Annotated in this window: 25 protein-coding genes; 2 read left to right on the forward strand and 23 right to left on the reverse strand. The window is 53.9% G+C overall.

Annotated elements, in window-relative coordinates:
• Positions 1 to 56: 56 nt before the first annotated feature.
• From qcrB to KXG62_RS06905, 9 genes are all read right to left on the reverse strand, one after another.
• Positions 57 to 728 (reverse strand): menaquinol-cytochrome c reductase cytochrome b subunit, encoded by a 672-nt coding sequence (gene qcrB, locus KXG62_RS06865; RefSeq protein ID WP_218091190.1) that lies wholly within the window; start codon positions 726 to 728, stop codon positions 57 to 59.
• 19 nt (positions 729 to 747) lie between these two features.
• A complete protein-coding gene (locus tag KXG62_RS06870) occupies positions 748 to 1,293 on the reverse strand; it encodes a Rieske (2Fe-2S) protein (RefSeq protein ID WP_218091191.1) in 546 nt (181 codons plus the stop codon).
• Between the two features lie 229 nt (positions 1,294 to 1,522).
• A complete protein-coding gene (locus KXG62_RS06875) occupies positions 1,523 to 1,984 on the reverse strand; it encodes a DUF2487 family protein (protein WP_218091192.1) in 462 nt (153 codons plus the stop codon).
• 113 nt (positions 1,985 to 2,097) lie between these two features.
• Entirely contained in the window at positions 2,098 to 2,286 is a 189-nt protein-coding gene (locus KXG62_RS06880; protein WP_218091193.1) for an IDEAL domain-containing protein, read from the reverse strand.
• Positions 2,287 to 2,334: 48 nt separating this feature from the next.
• The gene (locus tag KXG62_RS06885; protein ID WP_218091194.1) at positions 2,335 to 2,853 is read right to left on the reverse strand and encodes a gamma carbonic anhydrase family protein; all 519 of its coding nucleotides are present in this window, start codon (positions 2,851 to 2,853) and stop codon (positions 2,335 to 2,337) included.
• Positions 2,854 to 2,932: 79 nt separating this feature from the next.
• A complete protein-coding gene (locus tag KXG62_RS06890; RefSeq protein WP_218091195.1) occupies positions 2,933 to 4,060 on the reverse strand; it encodes a hypothetical protein in 1,128 nt (375 codons plus the stop codon).
• Between the two features lie 144 nt (positions 4,061 to 4,204).
• Entirely contained in the window at positions 4,205 to 4,819 is a 615-nt protein-coding gene (locus KXG62_RS06895; protein ID WP_246627326.1) for a histidine phosphatase family protein, read from the reverse strand.
• Between the two features lie 55 nt (positions 4,820 to 4,874).
• Positions 4,875 to 5,504: an anti-sigma factor family protein gene (locus KXG62_RS06900; RefSeq protein ID WP_218091196.1), complete on the reverse strand. Its 630-nt coding sequence runs from the start codon at positions 5,502 to 5,504 to the stop codon at positions 4,875 to 4,877.
• A complete protein-coding gene (locus KXG62_RS06905) occupies positions 5,501 to 6,091 on the reverse strand; it encodes an RNA polymerase sigma factor (protein WP_218091197.1) in 591 nt (196 codons plus the stop codon). Before KXG62_RS06905 ends, KXG62_RS06900 begins: the two co-directional genes overlap by 4 nt.
• Positions 6,092 to 6,562: 471 nt before the next feature.
• On the opposite strand from KXG62_RS06905, the gene KXG62_RS06910 reads away from it, so the two are divergent.
• Positions 6,563 to 6,772, forward strand: a complete 210-nt coding sequence (locus KXG62_RS06910) for a hypothetical protein (protein WP_218091198.1) — start codon at positions 6,563 to 6,565, stop codon at positions 6,770 to 6,772.
• 417 nt (positions 6,773 to 7,189) lie between these two features.
• Positions 7,190 to 8,545, forward strand: a complete 1,356-nt coding sequence (locus KXG62_RS06915; protein WP_218091199.1) for a golvesin C-terminal-like domain-containing protein — start codon at positions 7,190 to 7,192, stop codon at positions 8,543 to 8,545.
• 233 nt (positions 8,546 to 8,778) lie between these two features.
• Here the strand turns inward: KXG62_RS06915 and KXG62_RS06920 are convergent, their stop codons facing one another.
• The 14 genes from KXG62_RS06920 to ndk all read right to left on the reverse strand — a co-directional run bounded on the left by KXG62_RS06920 (position 8,779) and on the right by ndk (position 22,019).
• The gene (locus KXG62_RS06920) at positions 8,779 to 9,867 is read right to left on the reverse strand and encodes a prephenate dehydrogenase (RefSeq protein ID WP_218091200.1); all 1,089 of its coding nucleotides are present in this window, start codon (positions 9,865 to 9,867) and stop codon (positions 8,779 to 8,781) included.
• Positions 9,864 to 10,964 (reverse strand): histidinol-phosphate transaminase, encoded by a 1,101-nt coding sequence (hisC, locus tag KXG62_RS06925; protein ID WP_218091201.1) that lies wholly within the window; start codon positions 10,962 to 10,964, stop codon positions 9,864 to 9,866. The genes KXG62_RS06920 and hisC overlap by 4 nt, the downstream gene beginning before the upstream one ends.
• A 139-nt stretch (positions 10,965 to 11,103) precedes the next feature.
• Positions 11,104 to 11,913: a tryptophan synthase subunit alpha gene (gene trpA, locus KXG62_RS06930; RefSeq protein ID WP_218091202.1), complete on the reverse strand. Its 810-nt coding sequence runs from the start codon at positions 11,911 to 11,913 to the stop codon at positions 11,104 to 11,106.
• Positions 11,900 to 13,105 carry a tryptophan synthase subunit beta gene (gene trpB, locus KXG62_RS06935; RefSeq protein ID WP_218091203.1) on the reverse strand — a complete coding sequence of 402 codons (1,206 nt, stop codon included), beginning with the start codon at positions 13,103 to 13,105 and terminating at the stop codon, positions 11,900 to 11,902. Before trpB ends, trpA begins: the two co-directional genes overlap by 14 nt.
• The gene (locus tag KXG62_RS06940) at positions 13,098 to 13,775 is read right to left on the reverse strand and encodes a phosphoribosylanthranilate isomerase (RefSeq protein WP_218091204.1); all 678 of its coding nucleotides are present in this window, start codon (positions 13,773 to 13,775) and stop codon (positions 13,098 to 13,100) included. Before KXG62_RS06940 ends, trpB begins: the two co-directional genes overlap by 8 nt.
• 4 nt (positions 13,776 to 13,779) lie before the next feature.
• On the reverse strand, positions 13,780 to 14,592 hold the full coding sequence (trpC, locus tag KXG62_RS06945) for an indole-3-glycerol phosphate synthase TrpC (RefSeq protein ID WP_218091205.1): 813 nt from the start codon (positions 14,590 to 14,592) through the stop codon (positions 13,780 to 13,782).
• The gene (gene trpD, locus KXG62_RS06950; RefSeq protein WP_218091206.1) at positions 14,582 to 15,625 is read right to left on the reverse strand and encodes an anthranilate phosphoribosyltransferase; all 1,044 of its coding nucleotides are present in this window, start codon (positions 15,623 to 15,625) and stop codon (positions 14,582 to 14,584) included. The genes trpC and trpD overlap by 11 nt, the downstream gene beginning before the upstream one ends.
• Before the next feature lie 79 nt (positions 15,626 to 15,704).
• Entirely contained in the window at positions 15,705 to 17,243 is a 1,539-nt protein-coding gene (gene trpE / locus KXG62_RS06955) for an anthranilate synthase component I (RefSeq protein WP_218091207.1), read from the reverse strand.
• A 356-nt stretch (positions 17,244 to 17,599) separates the two neighbouring features.
• A complete protein-coding gene (gene aroH / locus KXG62_RS06960; RefSeq protein ID WP_218091208.1) occupies positions 17,600 to 17,977 on the reverse strand; it encodes a chorismate mutase in 378 nt (125 codons plus the stop codon).
• A gap of 3 nt (positions 17,978 to 17,980) precedes the next feature.
• On the reverse strand, positions 17,981 to 19,078 hold the full coding sequence (gene aroB / locus KXG62_RS06965) for a 3-dehydroquinate synthase (protein WP_218091209.1): 1,098 nt from the start codon (positions 19,076 to 19,078) through the stop codon (positions 17,981 to 17,983).
• Between the two features lie 21 nt (positions 19,079 to 19,099).
• Positions 19,100 to 20,263, reverse strand: a complete 1,164-nt coding sequence (gene aroC, locus KXG62_RS06970; RefSeq protein ID WP_218091210.1) for a chorismate synthase — start codon at positions 20,261 to 20,263, stop codon at positions 19,100 to 19,102.
• 261 nt (positions 20,264 to 20,524) lie between these two features.
• Positions 20,525 to 20,689 (reverse strand): hypothetical protein, encoded by a 165-nt coding sequence (locus tag KXG62_RS06975; protein ID WP_218091211.1) that lies wholly within the window; start codon positions 20,687 to 20,689, stop codon positions 20,525 to 20,527.
• 76 nt (positions 20,690 to 20,765) lie between these two features.
• The gene (locus KXG62_RS06980) at positions 20,766 to 21,557 is read right to left on the reverse strand and encodes a CheR family methyltransferase (protein ID WP_218091212.1); all 792 of its coding nucleotides are present in this window, start codon (positions 21,555 to 21,557) and stop codon (positions 20,766 to 20,768) included.
• 18 nt (positions 21,558 to 21,575) lie between these two features.
• Entirely contained in the window at positions 21,576 to 22,019 is a 444-nt protein-coding gene (gene ndk / locus KXG62_RS06985; protein ID WP_218091213.1) for a nucleoside-diphosphate kinase, read from the reverse strand.
• Between the last annotated feature and the right edge of the window lie 101 nt (positions 22,020 to 22,120).

A 22,120-nucleotide genomic window follows, 5' to 3' on the forward strand; every position in this document is an offset into this window, starting at 1 on the left:
TCGCCCCTCCTTCTCGTTTTCTTTCGAAGAAAACCGTTCACATTACAAAGTCACGTTTAGAGCGGCCCCGAAATCCCTTGTTTGCGGATCATGAAGAAGTGTCCCGCGAGCAGAGCCAGCAATGCGCCCGGAAGGAAGAACACGTGCAGCGCAAAGAATCTCGTGAGCGTCTGAGCTCCTACGATCTCGCCGCCTTGCAGGAAGATTTTGATGTACTCACCAAGATATGGCACGGATGCGGCAATCTTGATACCAACCTGCGTTGCGAAATACGCTTTGTTGTCCCAAGGGAGCAAATAACCTGTGAAACCCAAGCCCAACATGACAAAGAAAATCAGCATCCCTACGACCCAGTTCATTTCACGCGGCGCTTTATAAGAACCGGTAAAGAAAACGCGAAGCGTATGTAGGAACATCATTACGATTACGAGGCTGGCGCCCCAATGGTGCATACCGCGAACGATTACGCCGAAAGCCACTTTATGCTGCAAGTAGTCGACGCTTGCGTAAGCGTTGATAATGTCCGGCACATAGTACATCGTCAAGAACATACCGGATAAAATTTGTATAACCGTGATAAAAAACGTCAATCCGCCAAAGCAATAAACGAATGCGGAGAAATGGTGCGCCGGGTTAACGTGCTCCGGCACTTCATGATCCGCAACGTCTCTCCACATCGGCGTGATATCCAGACGTTCATCAATCCAGTTATAGACGCTTTTAAACATCTGATGTTACGCCTCCTTCTTACACCCGTTTGTTTGGACCGAGCTGACCAAGATATACAAAGCCGTTTTCGATCTTCAATTCGTACTGATCAAGAGGCGCAGGCGCTACGGCCAAGTTTTTGCCGTCCGCCGTGTAGTGAGCGCCATGACACGGGCAATAGTACTGCTCTTTGTACTCCGGACTTCCGTTCCAGTTGACCGTACAGCCCAAATGCTTGCAGGTCGGATTGAGCGCAAAGATTTTGCCGTCGCTTCCTTTGGAAATCCACGCTTCCAGTTCCGGATCGCTCTCGTACCATCCGTCGACTTGATGCACTTTGAATTTGAAGGATTTCGGTTCGTTCGTTATTTTGGATTCCTCGACGACCTTCACCCAAGCGGCTTGCGCCTTAGGTTGAAGGACCGGATCCACAGCAAACCGAATCATAGGCACCAGCATACCGGCTCCCATGAACGCACCGGCTCCGCCAAGGGTGTAGGAAAGAAACTGGCGCCGGGACATTTCGCGGCGTTTGACCGGCTCCTTGCCATGATGCTGCGACTCTTGATTCGTGTGATCGTTCATTCTCGTTCTACCCCCTTTTGCTACATATATCAGTCGTTCGACATAACTTTACACCAGATACTAGGACATAACTAATAATAGCTTACGTCTTAGGGTGCGTCAAGAATGCAGACAAGCCATTCACGTGCGGATCGCCAAGTGCCGAAGTCACTTTTAACGAAATTGTCACAACTGTCCACAGGTTCAAATTTATTTCGCCGTTACATAGAATTTGCATAATTACCCCAGATCATACATCGGCATGATTCGCTGCGTGCCGCTGCCACAACGACGCCATTTCCGCCGCCGCTCTTCGTTTCGTTCCATCGGGAGAATCGGTCAGCTCGGCCGTCCCGAAGCGAAGAATCAAGTCCGCATTCGCAGCAGATAAAGGCAGCTCCGGTTCCGTCCTGGCCGTTACGACCACGACATGCCGGAATCCGGCTTCCGTCCTCAGCTTCAAGCATACGTCATCCAGAAGTGCCGACTGTCCGCCGCCGCTCGTCCCTGTGAAGTGCATTGCCGGGTAAGTCACGACTCTGCCTTTGAACGGAATTTCAAGCAGGTCCAGCGCGTCCCTTAACCGTTCCAGCTCCCGCGTTGCCTCCCACGGCAATTCGGCTCCGCTCAAGCCGGTTACCGGCAGCAGGCATGTATCCAAATACGGCCGCAGCTCGTCCCAGCCGTTCTCCTGTATATCGCTGAATTTCATGTGTTCACCTTCTTCCCGTAACATCCTCACCTACTTTACCATAAAAAAAGACATATGAAAGGAATTCACATGTCTTTTCGAAAAAATGTTGAATTTCCGCAAGGATCCGCCTGTCAGGCAAGGGAACGCAGTGTGTTCAGCTCAGCCGTGAGGGCAAAAAATGATTGTTCGTCTCCCTTGGCGAGCGCTTCGTCGATTTCTCTGTACAAGTACTGCTCCTTGTATTTGCGAAGCGCTTCGTCCAGCACCATTTCCGCGAACAGCCCCAGCATGATATCGTTAGTGACATTCATTTTGCCCATAAGAACCAACCTCCAAACCGGTCTAAGATCCTATTCGTTTGTTTCGTTCTACCGCTTAGCTTGCTCCTGCCTATATTCTTCGGCCTTCGCGCAGTAGCTTTCCATGGTCCGCTTCATTCGTTCCATGTCGGAGTCAACCAACTCACGGACGACTTTGGCCGGTGTTCCAAGCGAAAGCGTGTGCGGCGGGATCGTTTTGTTTTCCGTCACCAGCGCACCTGCCCCTACTAAAGCATATTCACCGATGGCGGCGCCGTTAAGTACAATAGCCCCCATCCCAATTAATGTGCCTTTGCCTATATGGCAGCCGTGGATAATCGCGCCGTGACCTACGGAAACTTCCTCCGCAACGATCAGCGGCTGATTCACATTGACATGACCGATGCAGCCGTCCTGAATGTTGGATCGTCTGCCGATCCGAATGGGGGCCAAGTCGCCGCGCAGCACCGTGTTGTACCAGACGCTTGCGCCTTCCTCGATCGTGACGTCGCCGATGATTTGAACGCCTGGAGCCAAAAATACAGACGGGTGGATTTGCGGCATGATGCCGTTATAGCTGTGAAGCATATATATAACACTCCTTCGAGGGTATCGGGCGAGCGCTCAGCCGTTACCTAATATTTGGGAGTGATTGTAGCAAAGCCTGCTACGGATTGTCAAACGGAATCACGATCTGCTCTTCATCGGCGATGTACGTTCCTTCAATAATACCGCTGCCCATTCGCGTCATCTGGACGACGGCCCCGTGACCGGTATCCTCGCCGACCCGGAGCAGCCCGAGATGCATCATCATCTGCAGCAGCCGCTGATCGAAGATCGAATCCGGCGTATCGTAATAGAAGGGACGAATCAACCCGCCAAGCGCCTCCTTCATCGATGCGACCGTAACCCAAGACTTCGCCAAATGGTTAATCCAATGAACAAGCGACTGGATGTTCGGAATCGGACCCTTGTACAGCCGCAGCCAAAACCGGTACACTTCCGCCGGGTCTTCCCTGACGCCGCTGTCCGCTTGCTCCGCGCCTTTGGCCGTCAGCGCCAGCACCTGGTTATGCTCGGTGATGTAGTCATGGAAGTAACAATAGTCATAAATGAACGAAAAGCGGTTTGGGTATTCGCGAAACATACGGCCATACCCGAATCTCCACGCCGTTTTGCCGACCGGCTCTTCCATAACGGCCATCTTCTCAAGCAGCTGCTGCAGATTTCGCTTGTACATCGCGTGATCGGCGGTCAGCATCATTTCCTGCCCGCGCAAATGAAGAAGCACGTTCCGAATGTCTTCTGCCACCAGTTTCTGCTCGTCCCGGTAAACGCCAGGCTCGTTGGTCCGCTGAAGTTTCTGCTCGAACTGTTTACCGAGCGCGGCGATAAATCTCCGTTTCAAATCGGCCGGCACCTGGAACAAGTACCTCGTCTGATGGGAGTACCCGCTGAACAACCAGCCCCGCTGCTTGAATCGCGAGATCACCTCACGCGGATTCCAGCCTTCATCCGCCGGTTCCTTGACAAACCGACTTTGCTGCACCCGGGCGATCAGTTCCTCCAAGCTGAACAAGCCGCGCTGGTCGAACAGCAGCGAATTCAAAAAACGAATATCCTCGAGCGTCATGTCGTCCACCTGCCGCTCGAAAATTTCTTTCCGTCCGACCGTCGATAAAATCGACTGAATCAGTTCGTTTTTCGAATGTCCGTTGCATTCGCAATTGTACGTCCCTGCTATGCGGCTCAAATCATGAATGTCCGCGTAACTTAACATATCCGCCAAATTCATGTTCGCGTCCCTCCGAAACGTATTTGTTACTATCCATTATGGGAAAATGTTCCGGTTTTAAACGCAGACAACCAAACTTCTTTCAACGTTTTCCCGCGCCATCCGCGGCGAAGAAACAAAAAAAAGCTTAAACCGGGTTTCGGTTTAAGCTCTGTCTTCTAACTGCGATAAGTGCTCCGTACAGTTCAGCAAACGGCATTCCCAGCTGTCCTCGCAACGTTCGAGCACGGTCAGCGACGTGTTCTGCAAATGCTCTTCGATCTTCTGGCCCATATGGCTGGCCACTACCGGGGCAATGAAGCCGCCGTGGCTTACGATCAGGATCCGCTTGCCGCCGTAACGATCCTCCACATCGCTCAAAAACGCGCCCCACCGGCTCAGCAAGCGGTCGTCGGATTCCATGCCGAGATCCAGCGTGCGCCACGCTTCTCCCCATCGCTTGATCCGATCGTCGAGCGTCGTCCCCTCCAGCTCGCCGAATGCGCGCTCTCTCAGCCGCGAGTCATAATCGTAGATCGGCGTTCCCGTAACGCTGGAAATCAGCTGTGCCGTTTCTTTGGCGCGCATCAAATCGCTCGCGATGATCCCGTCCCAGGCTTCCCCTGTGAGCCGGTTTGCAAGCAGGCTTGCCTGCAGCCTCCCCACCTCGGCGAGCGGCGTGTCCATCTGCCCTTGCAGTCGCCCCGCCAAATTCCATTCCGTCGTGCCGTGTCTGATGAAGCCGAGTGTCGTCATCGCTTGTGCGTCTCCCCTATCCAAAAAATAAAAGCCCCTAAGGGCCTCCAAATGCAGCATCCCATGCCGCTGCCACCGCCTATACTCTCGTGCGGGACAGCCAGTTCATAATAAGCAGCGTCATGGTCAGACCGATCAGCGAAATGAACAGCATATAATCTTTCACCGTTTGAATCGGACCAACATGATATTTGAACGGTTCATTGAATCCCTTCAGGCTTGCTACCGCCGTTGGCATGGAGTGCACGTTCATGGAATCCCGCCCCTGGCTGCTTGCCAAGACGACAGGGTCGCCGATTCGTCCGAATACGGCGGAGTCGCTGCTTGCGACCTGCTCGCCCTGATGCTGGTTAAGGACGGAGTAAAGGAACGTAAACATAAATAGCGTCAAGCACACCGCAATGACCGCCGTTACATTCCGGCGAAGCCTATATGAAAAGTGGTACATCCGATCGCTGATCGGCACTCTCCACGATTCATCCCGGTAGATCCGCTTCATCACGTCCGACGAAACGGAGATGACCGGAACTTCCGGCTCGCGGATGCCGGCCGCGGAACGGATCAGCTCCGTGCTCTCCTGCCATATTTCAAATTCCTCCGCACAAGATTCGCACTGCTTTATATGCTTATCAATGGCTTGACGATGCTCGTCATCCTCGGGCAAATCCCAATAAACCCCGAGCCATTCTTGAATGTCTTCACATTTCATCGCTGATTCATCCCCTCATACTCCTCAAAGATCGGCTCAAGAAAGTAGGGTTCCAGTTGAAGCTTCACGCTCGCTCTTGCCCTGAACAGCAAAGATTTGACCGAGCTGACCGTCTGACCCAATATATTCGCAATCTCCTGGTAATCGAGCTGATCGTACTCCCGCAATATGAGTGCGGAACGCTGCTTCTCCGGCAAATTGTTGATTGCGTCGCGCACCATCGTTACTTTCTCGTTGCGCAGAACCATTTGCTCGGGCAGCGTCTCAAGAGACGTCACCGGCTCGTTGCTCATCTCTAACGATACTTTGACCGTTTTATTTTTCCGCAGCTCGCTCAAAACCGTATTGCGCGCAATGGTATACAGCCATGTAGAGAACGTCGCCTCGACTTCACGGAACGAATGCAAGCTTCGATAAGCTTTGTAAAACGTTTCGTTGCATAAATCTTCTGCCATGGACTCCAAGTGGGCGCTTTTCAGCATGTGAAATATAAATGCCAAAATTTTACGTTCGTAGCGGCGCATTAATTCGTCGTATAGTTGAACGTTTCCGTCTTTTATTTCTCTGATCAACTGGGAATCGGTCATGATCAAGCGACCCTCCTTGTGATTCCTGGTTACTCCCAGCGATGCTACTTGTTTTTACTGTAAGGGAGTAAAAAAGTTGCGGTGCGTAAGAAAAATTTTTTCTGAAATGCGGTGTACTTAACAATATTCGTGATCAATGGTCAAAAATCCTGCTTAATCGACACATTTCAGAACATTTACCAAAAATAGGTGTGCACTTTTACCACTATATGTATAAACATTTAAAATAATATACAAAAAAAAGCCCGCCTGAATGATTCAGGCGGTTGCACATAGTGCCATTATTCGGATAGGAGTGGAGAGAAACCATACTGTACTTTTATTATATGTATACGTTTTCAATTTGTCAACGGTTATTTTGAAAACGCTTAAATTTGTATGGACCTCCCCTAAATCCCCTCCAAGGAGGGGACCCCAGGGGTTTCGCCCCCTGGACCACGATAAGGGAGCACGGGGTTACGCTGGCGCGGTATGGAGTTGGAGTTGGCGCGATGCTCGCGTTTGTCCGATTCCGCCTGGCTTTCAGCAGGCTGGGATCGGACACGCTTTACGCTGGATGCGGGCTGGTGGTGGCGTTACGGTGGCGGAGGAGGCTCGCTTTCGCCGGTCGACCTGCTGTCGGCAGGTCGGGGCACGCTTTTGTTCGAGCGATGGGTGCGTTGGAGGTACGGTGGCGGGTGACTCGTGGTCAGCCCATTGACCTGCCGGTGGACAGGTCTCGGGCTCGCTCGGTTCGAGCTTTGGGGACGGTGGCGTTACGGAGTCGGGTCGCTGATTAATAAACCATATCGATGCAATCGGGGCATCTCGGTTTTAGGAAAACTTTCGATTAAAATTCCATGCGGATCGACCTTTTTTCTATTTACGATAAACGTTCCCATCCGCAATACTGAATTTACGGAATTGGCATGACGGCAGAAGGGTTGTCATTCGTAACGAAGGGAGGTTAGCACCAAGAGGATATTCAATGAAAGCAGTTAGCGAGTGTGGAACATTTGCTATGGAGTGAGGAGGTTTGAGGCTATGAAGTGGCAAAGGTTAAGATCTTTATTATCGATTGTATCGATCTTCATATTGCTGTTGGGAGGCACTTTGCCAATGAATGCGGGAACGGCGGAGATCATTGTAGACAACAGCGATGCTAGCGGAGTGACATTTACCGGAACGTGGACAACGTCGACCAGTTCGACAAGCTATTATGGGACGAATTATACGCATGACGGCAACTCTGGTAAAGGCGCAAAATCGATTCAATATACGCCGACGCTGACGGATGCCGGTGAGTACGACGTATATCTTCAGTGGAACCAAGCGTCCAATCGGGCATCCAATGTGCCCGTGGACATCGCCCGCAGCGGCGGTATCGATACGATTGTCGTGAATCAGCGCGCCAATGGCGGCAAGTGGGTTCTGATCGGAAGATTCAACTTCCCTGCAGGGACGAGCGGTTACGTAAAGATTCGAAATGACGGTACGGACGGCTATGTCATCGCAGATGCCGTACGTTTCGTTAAAGCCGACGCCGCTCCGCCGCCGGGACCGGCTTACTCGCCTGCCGGCTCTCTCATTTTCCATTCGGGATTTGAAGCGGGTTCTACCGGCGTCACGAATGCGGCATGCATTACGAATATTACGGGTGTCGATCAGTCCGTCTCTTCGCCGAACGATTGGGTGAACGATCTGGACGGTTACCCGAATTTCGGCTCGCTGCGTTTCCAATACGAACCCGGCGATTGTACAGAGCGAAGCGCAAGCATAGCGGCAGATCCCACCTCGTTTAACGGGAATAAGGTGCTGAAATTTTCTTTGGGGAGCGTCGGAGCTTCGGCGACCAAAGGTCGTGTGCAGGCTATTATGCAAAACAACCCGAGCAGCCTGAAGGAAACATATTATAAATTCCGGATGTATTTGCACCCGAATCTGGAAAAGCTAAAACAAATGCCCGATCCCCTGACCTGGTTTACGATTGCGGAATTTTGGAACCAGCCAAGCTGGACGGCAGGAACGCAATATCCTTACCGCGTATCACTTGATATTCATAAGCCGGCCGGCAGCGGCGCTGGACAACCGTTATACTTCCATCTGAAAGGGGAACGTACGCCGATCACCAATTCAGAGGAAGGGGCGTTTGAAACGGTATGGACGGAACAAAACCTCGGCTACCGCATCCCTACCGGCCAGTGGTTGACATGCGAAATATATTATAAAGAAGGAAATGCGAGCACGGGCCGCTTTTATTTCGCTCTGACGCCCGAGGGCGGCACCAAAAAGGTCATTTTCGACGTGACCAACTGGACGTATGATCCGAATAATCCTTCTCCTTCCGGATTAACCGGGTTTCATCCTTTTAAATTGTATACGTCCAAAGCAACGGTGAACTACGTCAGAGATCACGGGGGCACGCTGCAAATCTTATGGGATGATATCGAATTTTGGCCGTCGATGCAGCCGTAGCGCGCGAACCGCATTACACAACGCACACGAATCCGAGTCACGCATGGCGTCGCTGCGCGGCAGTCGGTTGAACAGTCCATCCGATTTGTAAGACGATAATCAGGGGAAAGCTGTCTCTCGCTTCTCGGTTTATAGGACAATCGCTGCGGCAATTCCGGCAGTAGCAGAACCGAGCCGCGGTATTGTGACCGCATGTGTTCATGGAAAGTAAATATCTTGGCAAGAAAAAAAGACTACACGTAAACCGCGTAGTCTTTTTTGAGCAGTTCGAGCGCTTTGTCCATATGGGACTCTTCGCTGAACGATAGGCGCAGCACGCCGGGGATATCTTCCCTGCTCTCGATGATTTGGATATTGCTGAGATTGATCCGGCAGTTGCCGAGCAGCGTCGCGATTTGCCCGATAATGCCGGGATGATCCGGAACGTCGACATAGATGTCGTAAAAGGAATGGATGACGCCTTTGCGCCGCTCCGGCAGACTGCTGCGGAAATGGTTCGCCTTTTGGAACGCCTGCTCGATCCCTTGGCCGTCGCCGGACTCGATCATCTCGATGAAACCGGCGATTTCCGCATTCCAATCCTTGAGCAGGTTGAGCAGCACCGACTTGTTATCAAGCAATATATCGCGCCACATGACCGGGTCGCTGGAAGCGATTCGGGTAATGTCGCGGAACCCGCCGGAAGCTAAGTCTCCGAACAGCTCGTTCGATTCGTTATAGTGCTCGATCTGGTTGACCAGCGCAACCGCAATAATATGCGGGAGGTGGCTGATCGCGCCGACGACGCCGTCATGCAGCTTCGGGTCCAGCTTCACGATGCGCGCTTTCGTCCATTCCAGCAGCTTCGCCAGCCGGTCGTAAGCGTCCTGCGGCGTATCGGTGTCCGGCGTCAGCACATAAAAGGCGTTCTCGAACAGCAGCGAGGTCGCCGCTTCCACGCCTGACTTCTCTTTGCCGGCCATCGGATGACCGCCAATGAAATGAACGTCCTTCCGCTTCAACTGCGAGCCGGCTTCAACAATCGAAGCCTTTGTGCTGCCTGCGTCCGTAATGATACAGCCAGGTTTGAGCGGCATGTCGGACAACAAATGCAAGTATTGTCTGATCGTGCCGACGGGCGTGCACAAGAAAATGTAATCGGCATCGCGTACAGCTTCTTCCATCGAGGTCGTCGCATGATCAACGACGTCCCGCTTCAAGTACTTCTCTACCGATGCCGGATTGTTGGAATGGCCGACGACGGTAACGCCCGGCTTTCCTTTAAAACAAAGCGCGAGCGATCCGCCGATCAGCCCGACGCCGAATATCGTGATTTTGATCATGAAACGGCCACTTCGCTCAATACTTCCTCCAGCGCTCTCAGGAACTTATTGTTTTGCTCTTCGCTGCCTACGGTGACGCGAATTTTCGTTGGGTAGCCCCAGCCCGCATCGTGGCGAATGATGATGCCTTTGCGCAGCAGCGCCTGGAACACAACAGCGCCGGAACGTTTCACATCCACCATAATGAAGTTGCCGTGCGCTTCGAAGTACGGCAGTCCCAGCTCGTCAAACTTGGCCGTCAACTGACGAATCCCTTTGGCGTTCGCTTCGCGGCAGGAGTCGATGAATGCTGTATCTGCAAGCGCGGCTAGTGCGGCCTTTTGCGCAAAGCTTGTCGTATTGAACGGCTCGCGCACTTGGTTAATGGAGCGAATGACATCCGGGTGTCCGATCCCGTAACCGATCCGCAGCGAAGCCATGCCGAAAATTTTCGAGAAGGTGCGCAGCAGGATGACGTTCTTGTACTGCTTCATCAGCTTGAAGCCGTCCGGGTATTGATCGGTGACATTGTATTCTGCATAGGCTTCGTCCAGCACAACAAGCACGTGCGAAGGCACTTTTTCCATGAAGCTCTTGATTTGCGCTTCGGTAAGCATCGTGCCCGTCGGGTTGTTCGGGTTGCAGATCCAAACGATCTTCGTTTTCTCGTTCACTTTGGCCAGCATCGCATCCAAATCATGCGCGCCTTGCTCGTCTACCGGCACTTCGATGAACGTCGCGCCTTCGATCTCGGCGTTATGCTTATACTGCGGGAAAGTCGGAGAAGCGGCAATCGTTTCGTCGCCCGGAACAAAAAACGCGCGTGCGAGCATCAGAATGACTTCGTCCGACCCTGCGCCGAAAATAATTTGATTCGGTTCCACGTCAAAATGCGCGGCTACAGCCTGCGTCAGTTCGACAGCGCCGCCGTCCGGATATATGCTGACCTGGTCCACCATCGATACGATCGCTTCCTTCGCTTTCGGAGAACATCCGAACGGATTCTCGTTGGAAGCGAGTTTGATGACCTCGGATAATCCCAGCTCGCGTTTTACTTCTTCCATCGGCTTTCCCGGCTGATAGACCGGAAGATGCATAATATTTTTTTTGGGTTGCATGACAAAGGTCACCTCGGTTACATAAGTAAAATAGCTACTTGCTTCGACATTCATTCTCTCATAAGTATGGCAAATTGTGAAGTTTTTCGTTATTGCAAAAAACGTACCCCGCCAATCTGCGATTGGCGAGGTTCGGTCATCAGCCTATTAATTGTTTGACGAACGCATGAATTTCCGAGAGTCCTTGCGATTTGGTCGCTTCATTGGTCAGCAGCGGAAGCGCTTCTTCCACTTTGCGCACGAGCGCACTGCCGACGACAACCCCGTCGCAAGTTTTCGAGAAACGGGCATACTGCTCATGGTTCGAGATCCCGAAGCCGATCGCAATCGGAATGTTCGAAGCTTGCTTGACGGTATCCAGGAACTCATCAATCCCGCTGTGGAACTGCGACCGCGTCCCCGTGACGCCAAGCGAGGAAACGCAGTACACGAAGCCGCTGGCACGGGAGACGATCTTCTGAATCCGTTCCTTGGACGTCGGGGCTACGAGCGGAATCAGATGAATGCCGTAGCGAGCCGCGATTTCGCGCGTCTCCGCGTCTTCTTCCATCGGAAGATCCGGGATGATCAAACCGCTGATTTCATTTTCGGCGAGAATCGGGAAAATACGCTCCAATCCGATTTGCAGCACCGGGTTGTAGTAAGTAAATAAAATGAAGGGCAGCTCGCATCCTTCGCTGCGCGCGGTTTTCGCCGCTTGAATGCAGTCCATGATGGAGATGCGGGCATTCTTCAGTGCCCGCTGCGACGATCGCTGGATGACCGGGCCGTCGGCCAGCGGATCGGAATACGGAACGCCGAGCTCAAGGATGCTCGCTCCGGCCTTCTCAAGCTCTTTAATAATATCGACCGATGTCCGCACATCCGGATCGCCGATCGTAAGGAACGGTATGAACGCCGGCTGCTGTTTCTCGCGAAGCTCGGCAAATGCGCGATCAATGCGATTCATTCGCGGCACCTCCCAAATATTTCATGATCGCTTCCACGTCTTTGTCGCCGCGGCCGGACAAGCTGACCACGATGATCTGGTCTTTGTCCATCGTCGGCGCGAGCTTCATGACATGAGCGATCGCATGCGAGCTCTCCAGCGCCGGAATAATGCCTTCCGTACGGCTGAGCAGTTGCAGCGCTTCAAGCGCTTCCTGGTCCGTAATCGGAAAGTATTCTGCGCGTTTCGTTTCTTTCAAGTGGGCATGCTCCGGCCCGATGCCCGGATAGTCGAGCCCCGCAGAGATCGAATGTGCCTCCTGGACTTGTCCGTATTCGTCCTGCAAGAGGAAGCTGTACGAGCCTTGGAATACGCCGACCGTCCCTTTCGTCATCGTGGCGGCATGCTTGTCGGTGTCGGTTCCGTGCCCGGCTGCCTCAACGCCGATCAGCCGCACGCCTTCGTCCTGAACGAACGGATAGAAGATCCCGATCGCGTTGCTGCCTCCGCCGACAGCGGCAACGACCGCATCCGGCAAGCGGCCTTCCTGCTCCAGGATTTGCTTGCGCGACTCGTCGCCGATAATGCGCTGGAAGTCTCTGACCATCATCGGATACGGATGCGGTCCCGTCGCAGAGCCGAGAATGTAGAACGTATCTTCGACTTCGCTCACCCAGTAGCGAAGCGTTTCGTTGCAAGCGTCCTTCAGCGTCCGCGTTCCGGATGTGACGGGTACGACTTCCGTGCCCAGCAGGTTCATGCGGAATACGTTAAGCTGCTGACGCTTGATGTCTTCTTCGCCCATGAACACCTTGCATTCGAACCCGAGCAGTGCCGCAACGGTTGCAGTTGCAACGCCGTGCTGGCCGGCACCGGTTTCAGCGATGATCTTCTTCTTACCCATATATTTGGCGAGCAGCCCTTGCCCCAGCGCATTGTTGATCTTGTGCGCGCCGGTATGGTTCAAATCTTCCCGCTTCAAATAAATTTTCGCCCCGCCGAGCCGTTCGGTCAAACGGCCAGCATAATACAGGGACGTCGGCCGGCCGGAGTAACGGTGGAGCCAGTAGTTCAGCTCCTCCTTGAATTTCTCTTCCTTCGTATATTTCTTGAACGCTTCTTCAAGCTCGATCAGCGCGTTCATAAGCGTTTCCGGCACATACCGTCCGCCGAACTTGCCGAATCTTCCGTACTCATCCGGTCCGTTAAACAATGGTTTTCACCCTTTCGATAAACGTTCGTATTTTTTCGAAGTCCTTCACGCCGTCCGTCTCTACTCCGCTTGACACGTCGACGCCATCCGGTCCATACTCACGGATCAGCTCGCCGACGTTATCCGACTGCAAGCCCCCAGCGATCAGGAGCGGCAGTCCCGCCTCGCGGCACCAGTTCAAATACGCCGGTATTGCGCTCCAGGCGAACGTTTTGCCCGACCCGCCGCCATATTCCGGGTCAAACGTATCCAGCAAGACGCCGTCAACCCAAGGGCGGTACGCCTCCAGCTGCGCTCCCGGGTTCACTTGACCCGTCGCTGCGCCAGAAACGGAGACTACCTTGAACAGCTCGATTTCGGGAAAACGCTCCTTCACGGAGCGGAACTGTTCGGGCCCTTCCTGTCCATGCAGCTGTATCACATCGAGCGGCGCATGCGCCAAGACATCTTCCAGTTCCGCAAGCGTCGGATTGACGAAGACACCGACGGCTTTGGGCCGGGAGACGGAGGCCGCTTCATGCAGCCCTTTCCGAATCAGCTCCCCGGCCTGCTCCGGCGTCACTTGACGCTTGCTCCGCGCAAAGAGGAAGCCGATGTAGTCGACCGGCAGCTCCGCCGTCCGCCGCACCATATCGACGGTCTTGAGGCCGCATATTTTCACCGTAGCCATCCGGTTACCTCTCCTTCGACACCGCGGCCGCGTCATAGGCGCCCATTAACGAATGAACCGCCTCGGTGACATCAGGCTGGCGCATGAAATGCTCGCCGATCAGCACGCCGCGCGCGCCGACGGAATGCAGCCGCTCGATTTCGGAAGGCTGCGAAATGCCGCTCTCGCTAACGACGGTAATGCCGTCATGGATATGCTTGATCAACTGCTCGGTCGTGGCCAAATCAGTCACGAACGTCTTCAGATTCCGGTTGTTGATGCCGACAAGCGTCGGCTCCAGCTCCAGCACACGGTCCAGCTCCTCGCGGTCATGCACTTCGATCAATACGTCAAGGCCAATGCTGCGCGCAATCGCCTGATATTCTCTCAACTGGCTTGTCGTCAAAATGGCGGCGATCAGCAGAATCGCGTCCGCGCCGATGCAGCGCGCTTCATAGATTTGATGCGGATCGATCGTAAAGTCTTTGCGCAAGATCGGCAGCGAAACGGCATTCCGTACGCGGCTTAAGTATTCGTTCGAGCCTTGAAAATATTGAACGTCGGTTAATACGGACAAGCAATCCGCTCCCGCCCGTTCATAAGCCTGGGCCAGCAGAACCGGCTCAAAATCGTCGCGAATGAGCCCTTTGGAAGGGGACGCCTTCTTCACTTCGGCGATCAGTCCCATCGGACGGTTCCGGCCTTCGGTCAGCGCGCGTTCAAAGCCAAGGCATGGCGGAAGGTCCGCGATCGCGATCTCCATCTCGGCAATCGTCAGCCGTTCCTTCAGCTCCGCGACTTCCTGCTGTTTCGTAACTACGATTTTATCAAGAAACATGGTTCACTTCTCCCGTACATTGGACTAATTGCTCCAGCTTCTGCTTGGCGCGACCGGAATCGATCACGTCCGCCGCGTATTTGACGCCTTCCTGCAGCGTGCCGCACACCCCCGTCACGTAGAAGCAGGCGCCGGCGTTCGCAAGCACAACGTCGCGGCAAGCGCCCTGTGCGCCGTCAAAAATGCCGCGGATGATTTCCGCATTGACATTCGGGTCCCCGCCGACAATTTCTTTTACCGAATACGTCCGCAGGCCGAGCATCTCCGGCGTAATTTCGAAGGTGCGGATCTCGCCGTCCTTCAACTCCGTAATCTGGGTGGCGTCGGAAATGCTGATCTCATCCAAGCCGTCGAGGCTCGCTACGACGAGCGCCCGCTTGACGTCCAGCGCGCGCATGACGTGAGCGATCGTTTCCGTTTTGCCTCTGTCAAAAATGCCGAGCACTTGACGATCGGCTCCCGCCGGATTGGTCAGCGGCCCAAGCAGATTGAATACAGTCCGAACGCCGAGCTCTCTGCGCGGCGCAGCGACATGCTTCATCGACTGGTGAAACAGCTGCGCGAACATGAAGCAAATGCCGACTTGATCGAGGCAGCGCGCCGCTTGCTCATGGTTCAGCTGAATATTGACGCCGAGCGACTCAAGCACGTCCGCGCTGCCGCTCTTGCTCGACATCGCCCGGTTGCCGTGCTTCGCTACGCGAATGCCGCCAGCGGCCGCCACGATCGCCGATGTCGTCGAGATGTTGAACGTGTCTGCCCCATCTCCACCGGTGCCGCACGTATCAAGCAAGTTTGTTTGTTCCGTGCGCACCCGGCTCGCTTTCTCGCGCATCGTTTCGGCGAAGCCGGTAATTTCCTCGATCGTCTCCCCTTTGATGCGAAGCCCGGTGAGCAGCCCGCCGATTTGCGCCGCGGTCGCAGCCCCCTCCATAATTTCCGACATGACGTCCCGCGCTTCGGCCCGGGTCAAATGCTGCAGTGCGATTACTTTTTGAATCGCACCTTGAACCGATAATTTCGTATGTTCCATCCGTTTCATGCCTCCCCCGTTATCTTCCCAAGTACGGCCGCCATCGTGCCGTGAATGTCCCTTGCCGATCGAATCATAATCAATGGTAATCGTGATTGATGATCGCGTATTCCTTCGCTTTGGGCGCAAACACCGCTTCGGCCGTTCGGATCGATTTCAGCATGCCTTTCGCTTTGTTGCGCGTTTCCTCGTATTCGTTCTCCGGCACGGAATCCCAAACGATGCCGGCCCCGGCCTGCACGTACGCCTTGCCGTTTTTGAATACGATGGTTCGAATCGTAATGCACGTATCCATATTGCCGGAAAACCCGAAGTACCCGATCGCTCCCGCGTAAGTTCCCCGCGCTTCCGTTTCCAGCTCGGCAATGATTTCCATCGCCCGCAGCTTAGGCGCGCCTGATACGGTACCGGCTGGCAGGCAGGAAATAAACGCATCGAAGAAATCTTTGTCTTTGGCGATTTTGCCGGTTACATTCGATACGATGTGCATGACGTGGGAGTATTTTTCAATTTGCATGAACGTATCGCATTTGACGGTGCCGAATTCGGATACGCGGCCCAAATCGTTGCGTCCGAGATCGACTAGCATTAGGTGCTCCGCGCGTTCCTTCTCGTCGGCGAGCAGCTCACGCTCAAGCGCCGCATCCTCTTCCGGGGTTTTCCCTCTCGGGCGGGTTCCCGCGATCGGCCGCGTTTCCACCTTCTCGTCTTCCACCCGTACGAGCAGCTCGGGCGATGTGCCGACGATCACTTCATCATCCATCTTGAGGCAGTACATGTACGGCGACGGGTTCATCGTCCGCAAAATGCGGTACACGTGAAGCGGAGATACGTCCGTTTCGATCTCAAAGCGCTGTGACAGCACCACTTGGAAAATGTCGCCTGCGCGAATATATTCCTTCGCCTTCTCGACGTTGGCGATAAATTGTTCCTTGGTCAAATTCGACTGCACGTCTCCGAGATCGACATCGTCCGGAATCGGCTGATGATTCATCGAAAGCGCCGGCAGCGGCCGTTTCAGCCGTTCAATCGTGGTGTCGATCTTGGCGCAAGTCTTCTCGTACTCAGCGATAATTTCGGCGTCGGTGCCATGCTGCGGCACATGCACGTTCGCAATCACTTTCAGCTGCTGCTTGAAATGGTCGAAGACGATGACCTGATCGCAAAACATGAACTCGATGTCGTTCATTTGAAGATCGTCATGTTTATGCGCCGGAAGCTTCTCGTAATATTGCAGCAGGTCGTATCCGAAGAAGCCGACTGCCCCCCCTGTAAACCGGGGCAAATCCGGAAGCGACGGGCTCGTGTAAGCGCGCAAGTAAGCCTTAAGCACTTCGACCGGCTTCTCGCGCGACTCGCGAACACCGTCCGGACCTTCGATCTTGGTCACTCCGTGCTTCGCATGGATCAGCATAAACGGATCGGTGCCGATGAACGAATACCGCGCCCATTTCAGGCCGCCTTCCACGCTCTCGAGCAGGAAAGCCCGCTTCTCCTCATAAAAATGCTGAAATACACGAATCGGGGTTTCCGTATCGGCCATCAAATGGCGAACGACAGGAATCAAATTGTACTGCTTCGCCAGTCGAAGGACTTCCTTTGCTTCCGGTGTGTACATGAACCTCTCTCCTCTACTCGTCTCTTGAGTTGCCACAACTGTGCTAAAAAATCAAAAAGCCCCTACTGCAAAGTAGAGGCGTTCATTCGAAGATGATCGTTTCGGACGATGAAAAATACTCCAAGCCTGACACGTAGACGGCATACGCGAAAAGAATAAAATCACATGATACCGTGAGGCACATGTACGCTCGTCTATTCATAGCTCGATTCTTCGTCTGATTCTGCACTCGTCTCATCTCAACTGAACTCAACTGCACTCTACTCTGCTCTTCGATAACCATTCGTTCCGCCAGCCAGCTTAAGCTCCCAAAAGCTGCGAAGGCAAAACCCTTATGTTCAACTATACTACCTCTGTTATGCTTTTGTCAATTTGGATAAATCGGGACGGAGACGCATGGCCTCTTTCTGATAAACGTGATTGATTTGGTCCTGACGCTTGTCGGTGTTGGCCATTACCATCAGACGAATGCATCTGGGCAAGCTGCCTTCTACCGGAACTTCCAGAGAGCACATCAGCGGGACAAGCTCCCATCCGGCCTGCTCGCGAATCGCTTTGGCCGGAAATGCCGCCGTCAAATCCTGCGTCACCGTAATATAGACACAGGCCAATTCTTCCGGAACGATTCCGTTTTCGGCAATAATCTGGTTGATCAGTTCGGTCGTTGCCGCTAAAATCTCATGTTCGTCATTGCGTTCTACCGTTGTAGCGCCGCGAATTCCCCTTACCATCATGTGTCAATCCTCCCGTTTCAATTGATCCACGATGTCTCTAACCCATTCCGCGGATACGTTTTTGTTGATTTCTACCTGGCCGATTTCCGTCGGGACGATGTATACGATTTTACCTTCGTTGAATTTCTTGTCATGCATCATAGCGCGCATAATTTCATCCGTGTCCAGATGAGCCGGTATCGATACCGGCAGTCCGAACTTCTGGAATATCCGCTTGGTTACCGTGTAAATATGCTCCGGGTTGCCCAGACGGACGGACAGCTTGGCCGCGCCGACCATGCCGATCGCGATCGCTTCCCCGTGCAGCAGCTCATTGTACCCGCCAACCGCTTCGAGCGCATGTCCGATCGTATGGCCCAGATTCAAGATCGCACGCAAGTCGTTCTCCCGTTCATCCTGCGACACGACCGCCGCTTTGACGCTGCATCCTTTGTACAGCCCGTACTGCAGTGCCTCAGGGTCGAGACCGACGAGCCGCTCCGCGTTCGCTTCGCACCAGTCGGTGAACTCGGCGTCCCAGATCAAGCCGTGCTTGATCATCTCCGACAAGCCGGCGCGCACTTCGCGGTCCGGCAGCGTAAGCAGAGTCGCCGTATCGTACAGCACCATTTCGGGCTGGTGAAACGCGCCGATAATGTTTTTGGCGAGCGGATGGTTGACAGCCACCTTCCCGCCCACGCTGCTGTCATGCGCCAGAATCGTCGTCGGAATTTGGACGAACCGAACGCCGCGCATGTAGCTGGCCGCAGCGAATCCGGCCAAATCGCCGACAACGCCCCCGCCGAGGGCGATGATCGTCGATTTGCGGTCGAGTCCCGCCTCCAGCGCAGTGGCGACAATCTGCTCCAGCATGGCCAGAGACTTCGACTTCTCCCCCGCCGGAACGACGTGGGAAGCCGCAGTATAGCCGGCTTCGCCAAGCCGTCCCGTCACCTGATCTAGATAATGGGCTGCCACCTGCTCGTCGGTCACGACGAGCAGCGGCGAACCTTTGCCGATGCCATGCTTCTGAAACAGAGCACCGATGTCATTCAATATCCCTGCGCCGATATATATCGGATAAGATCTGTCTCCCAAGTCTACCGTAAGCTCTCTCATCATAACCGTCTCTCCCGATTCCGATTAATATTGTTTGATTTGCTCCAAGTAGCCTTCGTAATTGCGGCGAATTTCCTCCAGCGAATCCCCGCCGAACTTCTCCAGGAATGCGCGCGCCACTTCCCATGCAATTACATTTTCCATAATGACGCTGGCTGCAGGTACCGCACATGTATCGGAACGTTCCACTTGCGCCGTGAACGCTTCCTTCGTATCGATATCGACACTTTGCAGCGCTTTGTACAGCGTGGAGATCGGCTTCATGACGCCGCGCACGACGATCGGTTCGCCTGTCGTCATCCCGCCTTCAAAGCCGCCGGCGCGGTTCGTCGCGCGGTAGAAGCCGCGCTGCGGATCATGCATGATTTCATCATGAACCAAGGAGCCTCTGCGTTCGGCCGCTTCGAAGCCGATGCCGAACTCGACGCCCTTGAACGCCTGAATGGACAGCACCGCCTGCGCAATGCGTCCGTCGAGCTTGCGGTCCCATTGCACATGGCTGCCTAATCCGGACGGCACACCTTCGATGATGCACTCGACGATGCCGCCAAGCGTATCGCCGTCATCTTTGGCCGCATCGATCGCCGCGATCATGCGTGCTTCCGCGTCCTTGTCCGTGACCCGCACCGGCGATTGTTCCGTGACGTCGATCAGCTGGTCGATCGGCATTTCCGTCCGCTTCGCTTCCACATCGCCGATCCGAATGACCTGGCCGGCCACTTTAATGCCGAATTCTTGGAGCAGCTGGCGCGCCATGCCGCCGACCGCAACGCGCATCGTCGTTTCCCGCGCGCTGGAACGCTCCAAAATATTGCGCAAATCGCGCTGATTGTATTTCAATCCGCCGTTCAAATCCGCATGTCCCGGACGAGGACGGTTCACCCGCCGTTTCGTTTCATCGCTGCCTTCGATCGGCTCAATATTCATAACCGTCGTCCAGTGCTTCCAGTCGTTATTTTCAACGACGAGCGCGATAGGAGCGCCGGTCGTTTTGCCGTGTCTCACGCCGCCCGCGATTGCAGCCGTATCTTTCTCAATCTGCATCCGGCGTCCCCGGCCATAGCCTTTTTGGCGACGCGCCAGCTGAAAGTTCACTTCGTCAAAGTTAATCGTAATGTTGCTTGGAAACCCTTCAATAATACCCGTAAGCTGCGGACCATGCGTCTCTCCCGCTGTTAAATACCTCACCTGCGTTGTCCCCTTTCATGTTGCGGCTGCGCGCCGAATTCCCTGCGCCGCCGTCAACCTCCCTATCCGTAAAAGCGCAAACCTCGTATTCCGGCATAGCCTTCCGCGATTCCCCGACCGGGACGCTTTAGCGCTTTTATGTACTATAAATTCCTGTGCTAATTATAGTATAGGTCCCACCGTTTGACAAGAAACGCATACACAAAAAAAGCGCCGTCCACTGGCATGCCGCCGGGGACAACGCTTTTTTCGCCGCTTCCGTCAACCGTTTACGGGCTGGCTCTTCCTCAATCTCGAGCTATCCGTCCAGGACGGATCGTTCACCAGGCCCATAATTTGCAAGGAATCGATTCCGAGAATTTGCGCGCACTCCTGCATCGTGATAAAGCCGCGCCGGTATGCCGTGATCACCTTTCTCTTGTCCATAGGTTCCTCCTGATCGTAATGCGAAAGGTACGGTGTGCATCGTAATAATTCTCATTATCGGATCGTTTGGAAAATTTTATTCATGAGGGCTTGATTTTCGGTAAAAAAACGTATCCGCCGGCTCCAGCCCGTACTGTCCCGGACTGAAAATTTGCTCCGTGCTTCCCACGAATAAAATGCCGCCCGGCTTCAGCGCGCCGGCGAATTTATGATACAGCAGATGCTTCGCTTCTTCCGTAAAATAGATCATGACGTTACGGCAAACGATCAGATCGAAGTTCGTCTCGAAACGGTCGGTCAGCAAATTTTGCTTTTGGAAGCGAATGGCCTTTTTCAGCGAATCCGGAATGCGGTACGTCAAGTTTTCTTTGATATAGTAATTTTTCAAATACGACGCCGGCACGTCCCGAACGGAACGGTCGGAATAAACCGCCTTTTTCGCTTTTTCCAGCGCGCCTTCGTCAATGTCGGTCGCGATCAGCTGCGTGTCCGGCAAGGCGCCCAGCTCGGACAAAATCATCGCCAGCGTATATGGCTCTTCGCCGGTGGAGCAAGCGGCGCTCCAGCATTTCAGCTTGGCGGATTTGCGTCTCAGCTCCGGCAGCAGCCGCTTCTCGAGCACTTCCCACCGGTTCGGATTGCGCCAAAACTCGGAGACGTTGATCGTCATCCTGTCGAGAAACTCATAGAACAGCTCTTTGTCCTTCGTCATGGCTTCGAAGAAGGAGGCAAAGCTCATATATCCTTTTTTCACCCGCAGCGTCGTCAGTCGGCGCTTCATCTGCGCTTCCTTGTACTGCGCCAAATCGATCGAAGTATAGTCCTTGACCTTCTTGATGAACAATAAAAAATCTTTATCTTCTTCCAACGCGCAAACCCCGCCTCGTCAAATCCATTGTTCAATCAGTTTCTTGTAAACGACAAGCTCTTCCGGCTTGAAGTAATTGGCGATTTCCCGCTCCGCGCTTTCCGGCGAATCCGAACCGTGGATCAGATTGAAGTTCGTATGTACCGCGAAATCGGAACGAATCGTGCCCGGCGCCGCTTCGAGCGAATCGGTCTTGCCGATCATCGCGCGGGATTGGGCGATGACACGCTCCCCTTCCCATACCATCGCAAATACGGGTCCGGACGTAATGAAGCGGATAAGGTTATCATAAAACGGCTTGCCCAGATGCTCGGCATAGTGCGCTTCGGCCTGCGTCTGACTCACCTGCAAAAATTTGGCGGCGACGAGCCGAAATCCTTTTCGTTCGAAGCGGCTGACAATTTCGCCGATCAACCCGCGCTGCACGCCGTCAGGCTTTACCATTAAAAACGTTTTTTCCATGTCTACCGTCTCCCTTCAGCAATATCGGAATAACTTCAATATACCATGGTTTGCATCAAGATACATCTAGATCCATCCCGTTGAAACAGCCCATGCCGTGA

It is taken from the genome of Paenibacillus solanacearum, assembly GCF_910593845.1.
Taxonomy (GTDB): Bacteria; Bacillota; Bacilli; order Paenibacillales; family NBRC-103111; genus Paenibacillus_G; species Paenibacillus_G solanacearum.

Excerpts from the sequence above, each read along its gene's own strand:
- qcrB (WP_218091190.1), bottom strand. The coding sequence starts at position 728 with ATGTTTAAAAGCGTCTATAACTGGATTGATGAACGTCTGGATATCACG.
- KXG62_RS06870 (WP_218091191.1), bottom strand. The coding sequence starts at position 1,293 with ATGAACGATCACACGAATCAAGAGTCGCAGCATCATGGCAAGGAGCCG.
- KXG62_RS06875 (WP_218091192.1), bottom strand. The coding sequence starts at position 1,984 with ATGAAATTCAGCGATATACAGGAGAACGGCTGGGACGAGCTGCGGCCG.
- KXG62_RS06880 (WP_218091193.1), bottom strand. The coding sequence starts at position 2,286 with ATGGGCAAAATGAATGTCACTAACGATATCATGCTGGGGCTGTTCGCG.
- KXG62_RS06885 (WP_218091194.1), bottom strand. The coding sequence starts at position 2,853 with ATGCTTCACAGCTATAACGGCATCATGCCGCAAATCCACCCGTCTGTA.
- KXG62_RS06890 (WP_218091195.1), bottom strand. The coding sequence starts at position 4,060 with ATGAATTTGGCGGATATGTTAAGTTACGCGGACATTCATGATTTGAGC.
- KXG62_RS06900 (WP_218091196.1), bottom strand. The coding sequence starts at position 5,504 with ATGAAATGTGAAGACATTCAAGAATGGCTCGGGGTTTATTGGGATTTG.
- KXG62_RS06905 (WP_218091197.1), bottom strand. The coding sequence starts at position 6,091 with ATGACCGATTCCCAGTTGATCAGAGAAATAAAAGACGGAAACGTTCAA.
- KXG62_RS06910 (WP_218091198.1), top strand. The coding sequence starts at position 6,563 with ATGGAGTTGGAGTTGGCGCGATGCTCGCGTTTGTCCGATTCCGCCTGG.
- KXG62_RS06915 (WP_218091199.1), top strand. The coding sequence starts at position 7,190 with ATGAATGCGGGAACGGCGGAGATCATTGTAGACAACAGCGATGCTAGC.
- KXG62_RS06920 (WP_218091200.1), bottom strand. The coding sequence starts at position 9,867 with ATGATCAAAATCACGATATTCGGCGTCGGGCTGATCGGCGGATCGCTC.
- hisC (WP_218091201.1), bottom strand. The coding sequence starts at position 10,964 with ATGCAACCCAAAAAAAATATTATGCATCTTCCGGTCTATCAGCCGGGA.
- trpA (WP_218091202.1), bottom strand. The coding sequence starts at position 11,913 with ATGAATCGCATTGATCGCGCATTTGCCGAGCTTCGCGAGAAACAGCAG.
- KXG62_RS06940 (WP_218091204.1), bottom strand. The coding sequence starts at position 13,775 with ATGGCTACGGTGAAAATATGCGGCCTCAAGACCGTCGATATGGTGCGG.
- trpC (WP_218091205.1), bottom strand. The coding sequence starts at position 14,592 with ATGTTTCTTGATAAAATCGTAGTTACGAAACAGCAGGAAGTCGCGGAG.
- trpD (WP_218091206.1), bottom strand. The coding sequence starts at position 15,625 with ATGGAACATACGAAATTATCGGTTCAAGGTGCGATTCAAAAAGTAATC.
- trpE (WP_218091207.1), bottom strand. The coding sequence starts at position 17,243 with ATGTACACACCGGAAGCAAAGGAAGTCCTTCGACTGGCGAAGCAGTAC.
- aroH (WP_218091208.1), bottom strand. The coding sequence starts at position 17,977 with ATGATGGTAAGGGGAATTCGCGGCGCTACAACGGTAGAACGCAATGAC.
- aroB (WP_218091209.1), bottom strand. The coding sequence starts at position 19,078 with ATGATGAGAGAGCTTACGGTAGACTTGGGAGACAGATCTTATCCGATA.
- KXG62_RS06975 (WP_218091211.1), bottom strand. The coding sequence starts at position 20,689 with ATGGACAAGAGAAAGGTGATCACGGCATACCGGCGCGGCTTTATCACG.
- ndk (WP_218091213.1), bottom strand. The coding sequence starts at position 22,019 with ATGGAAAAAACGTTTTTAATGGTAAAGCCTGACGGCGTGCAGCGCGGG.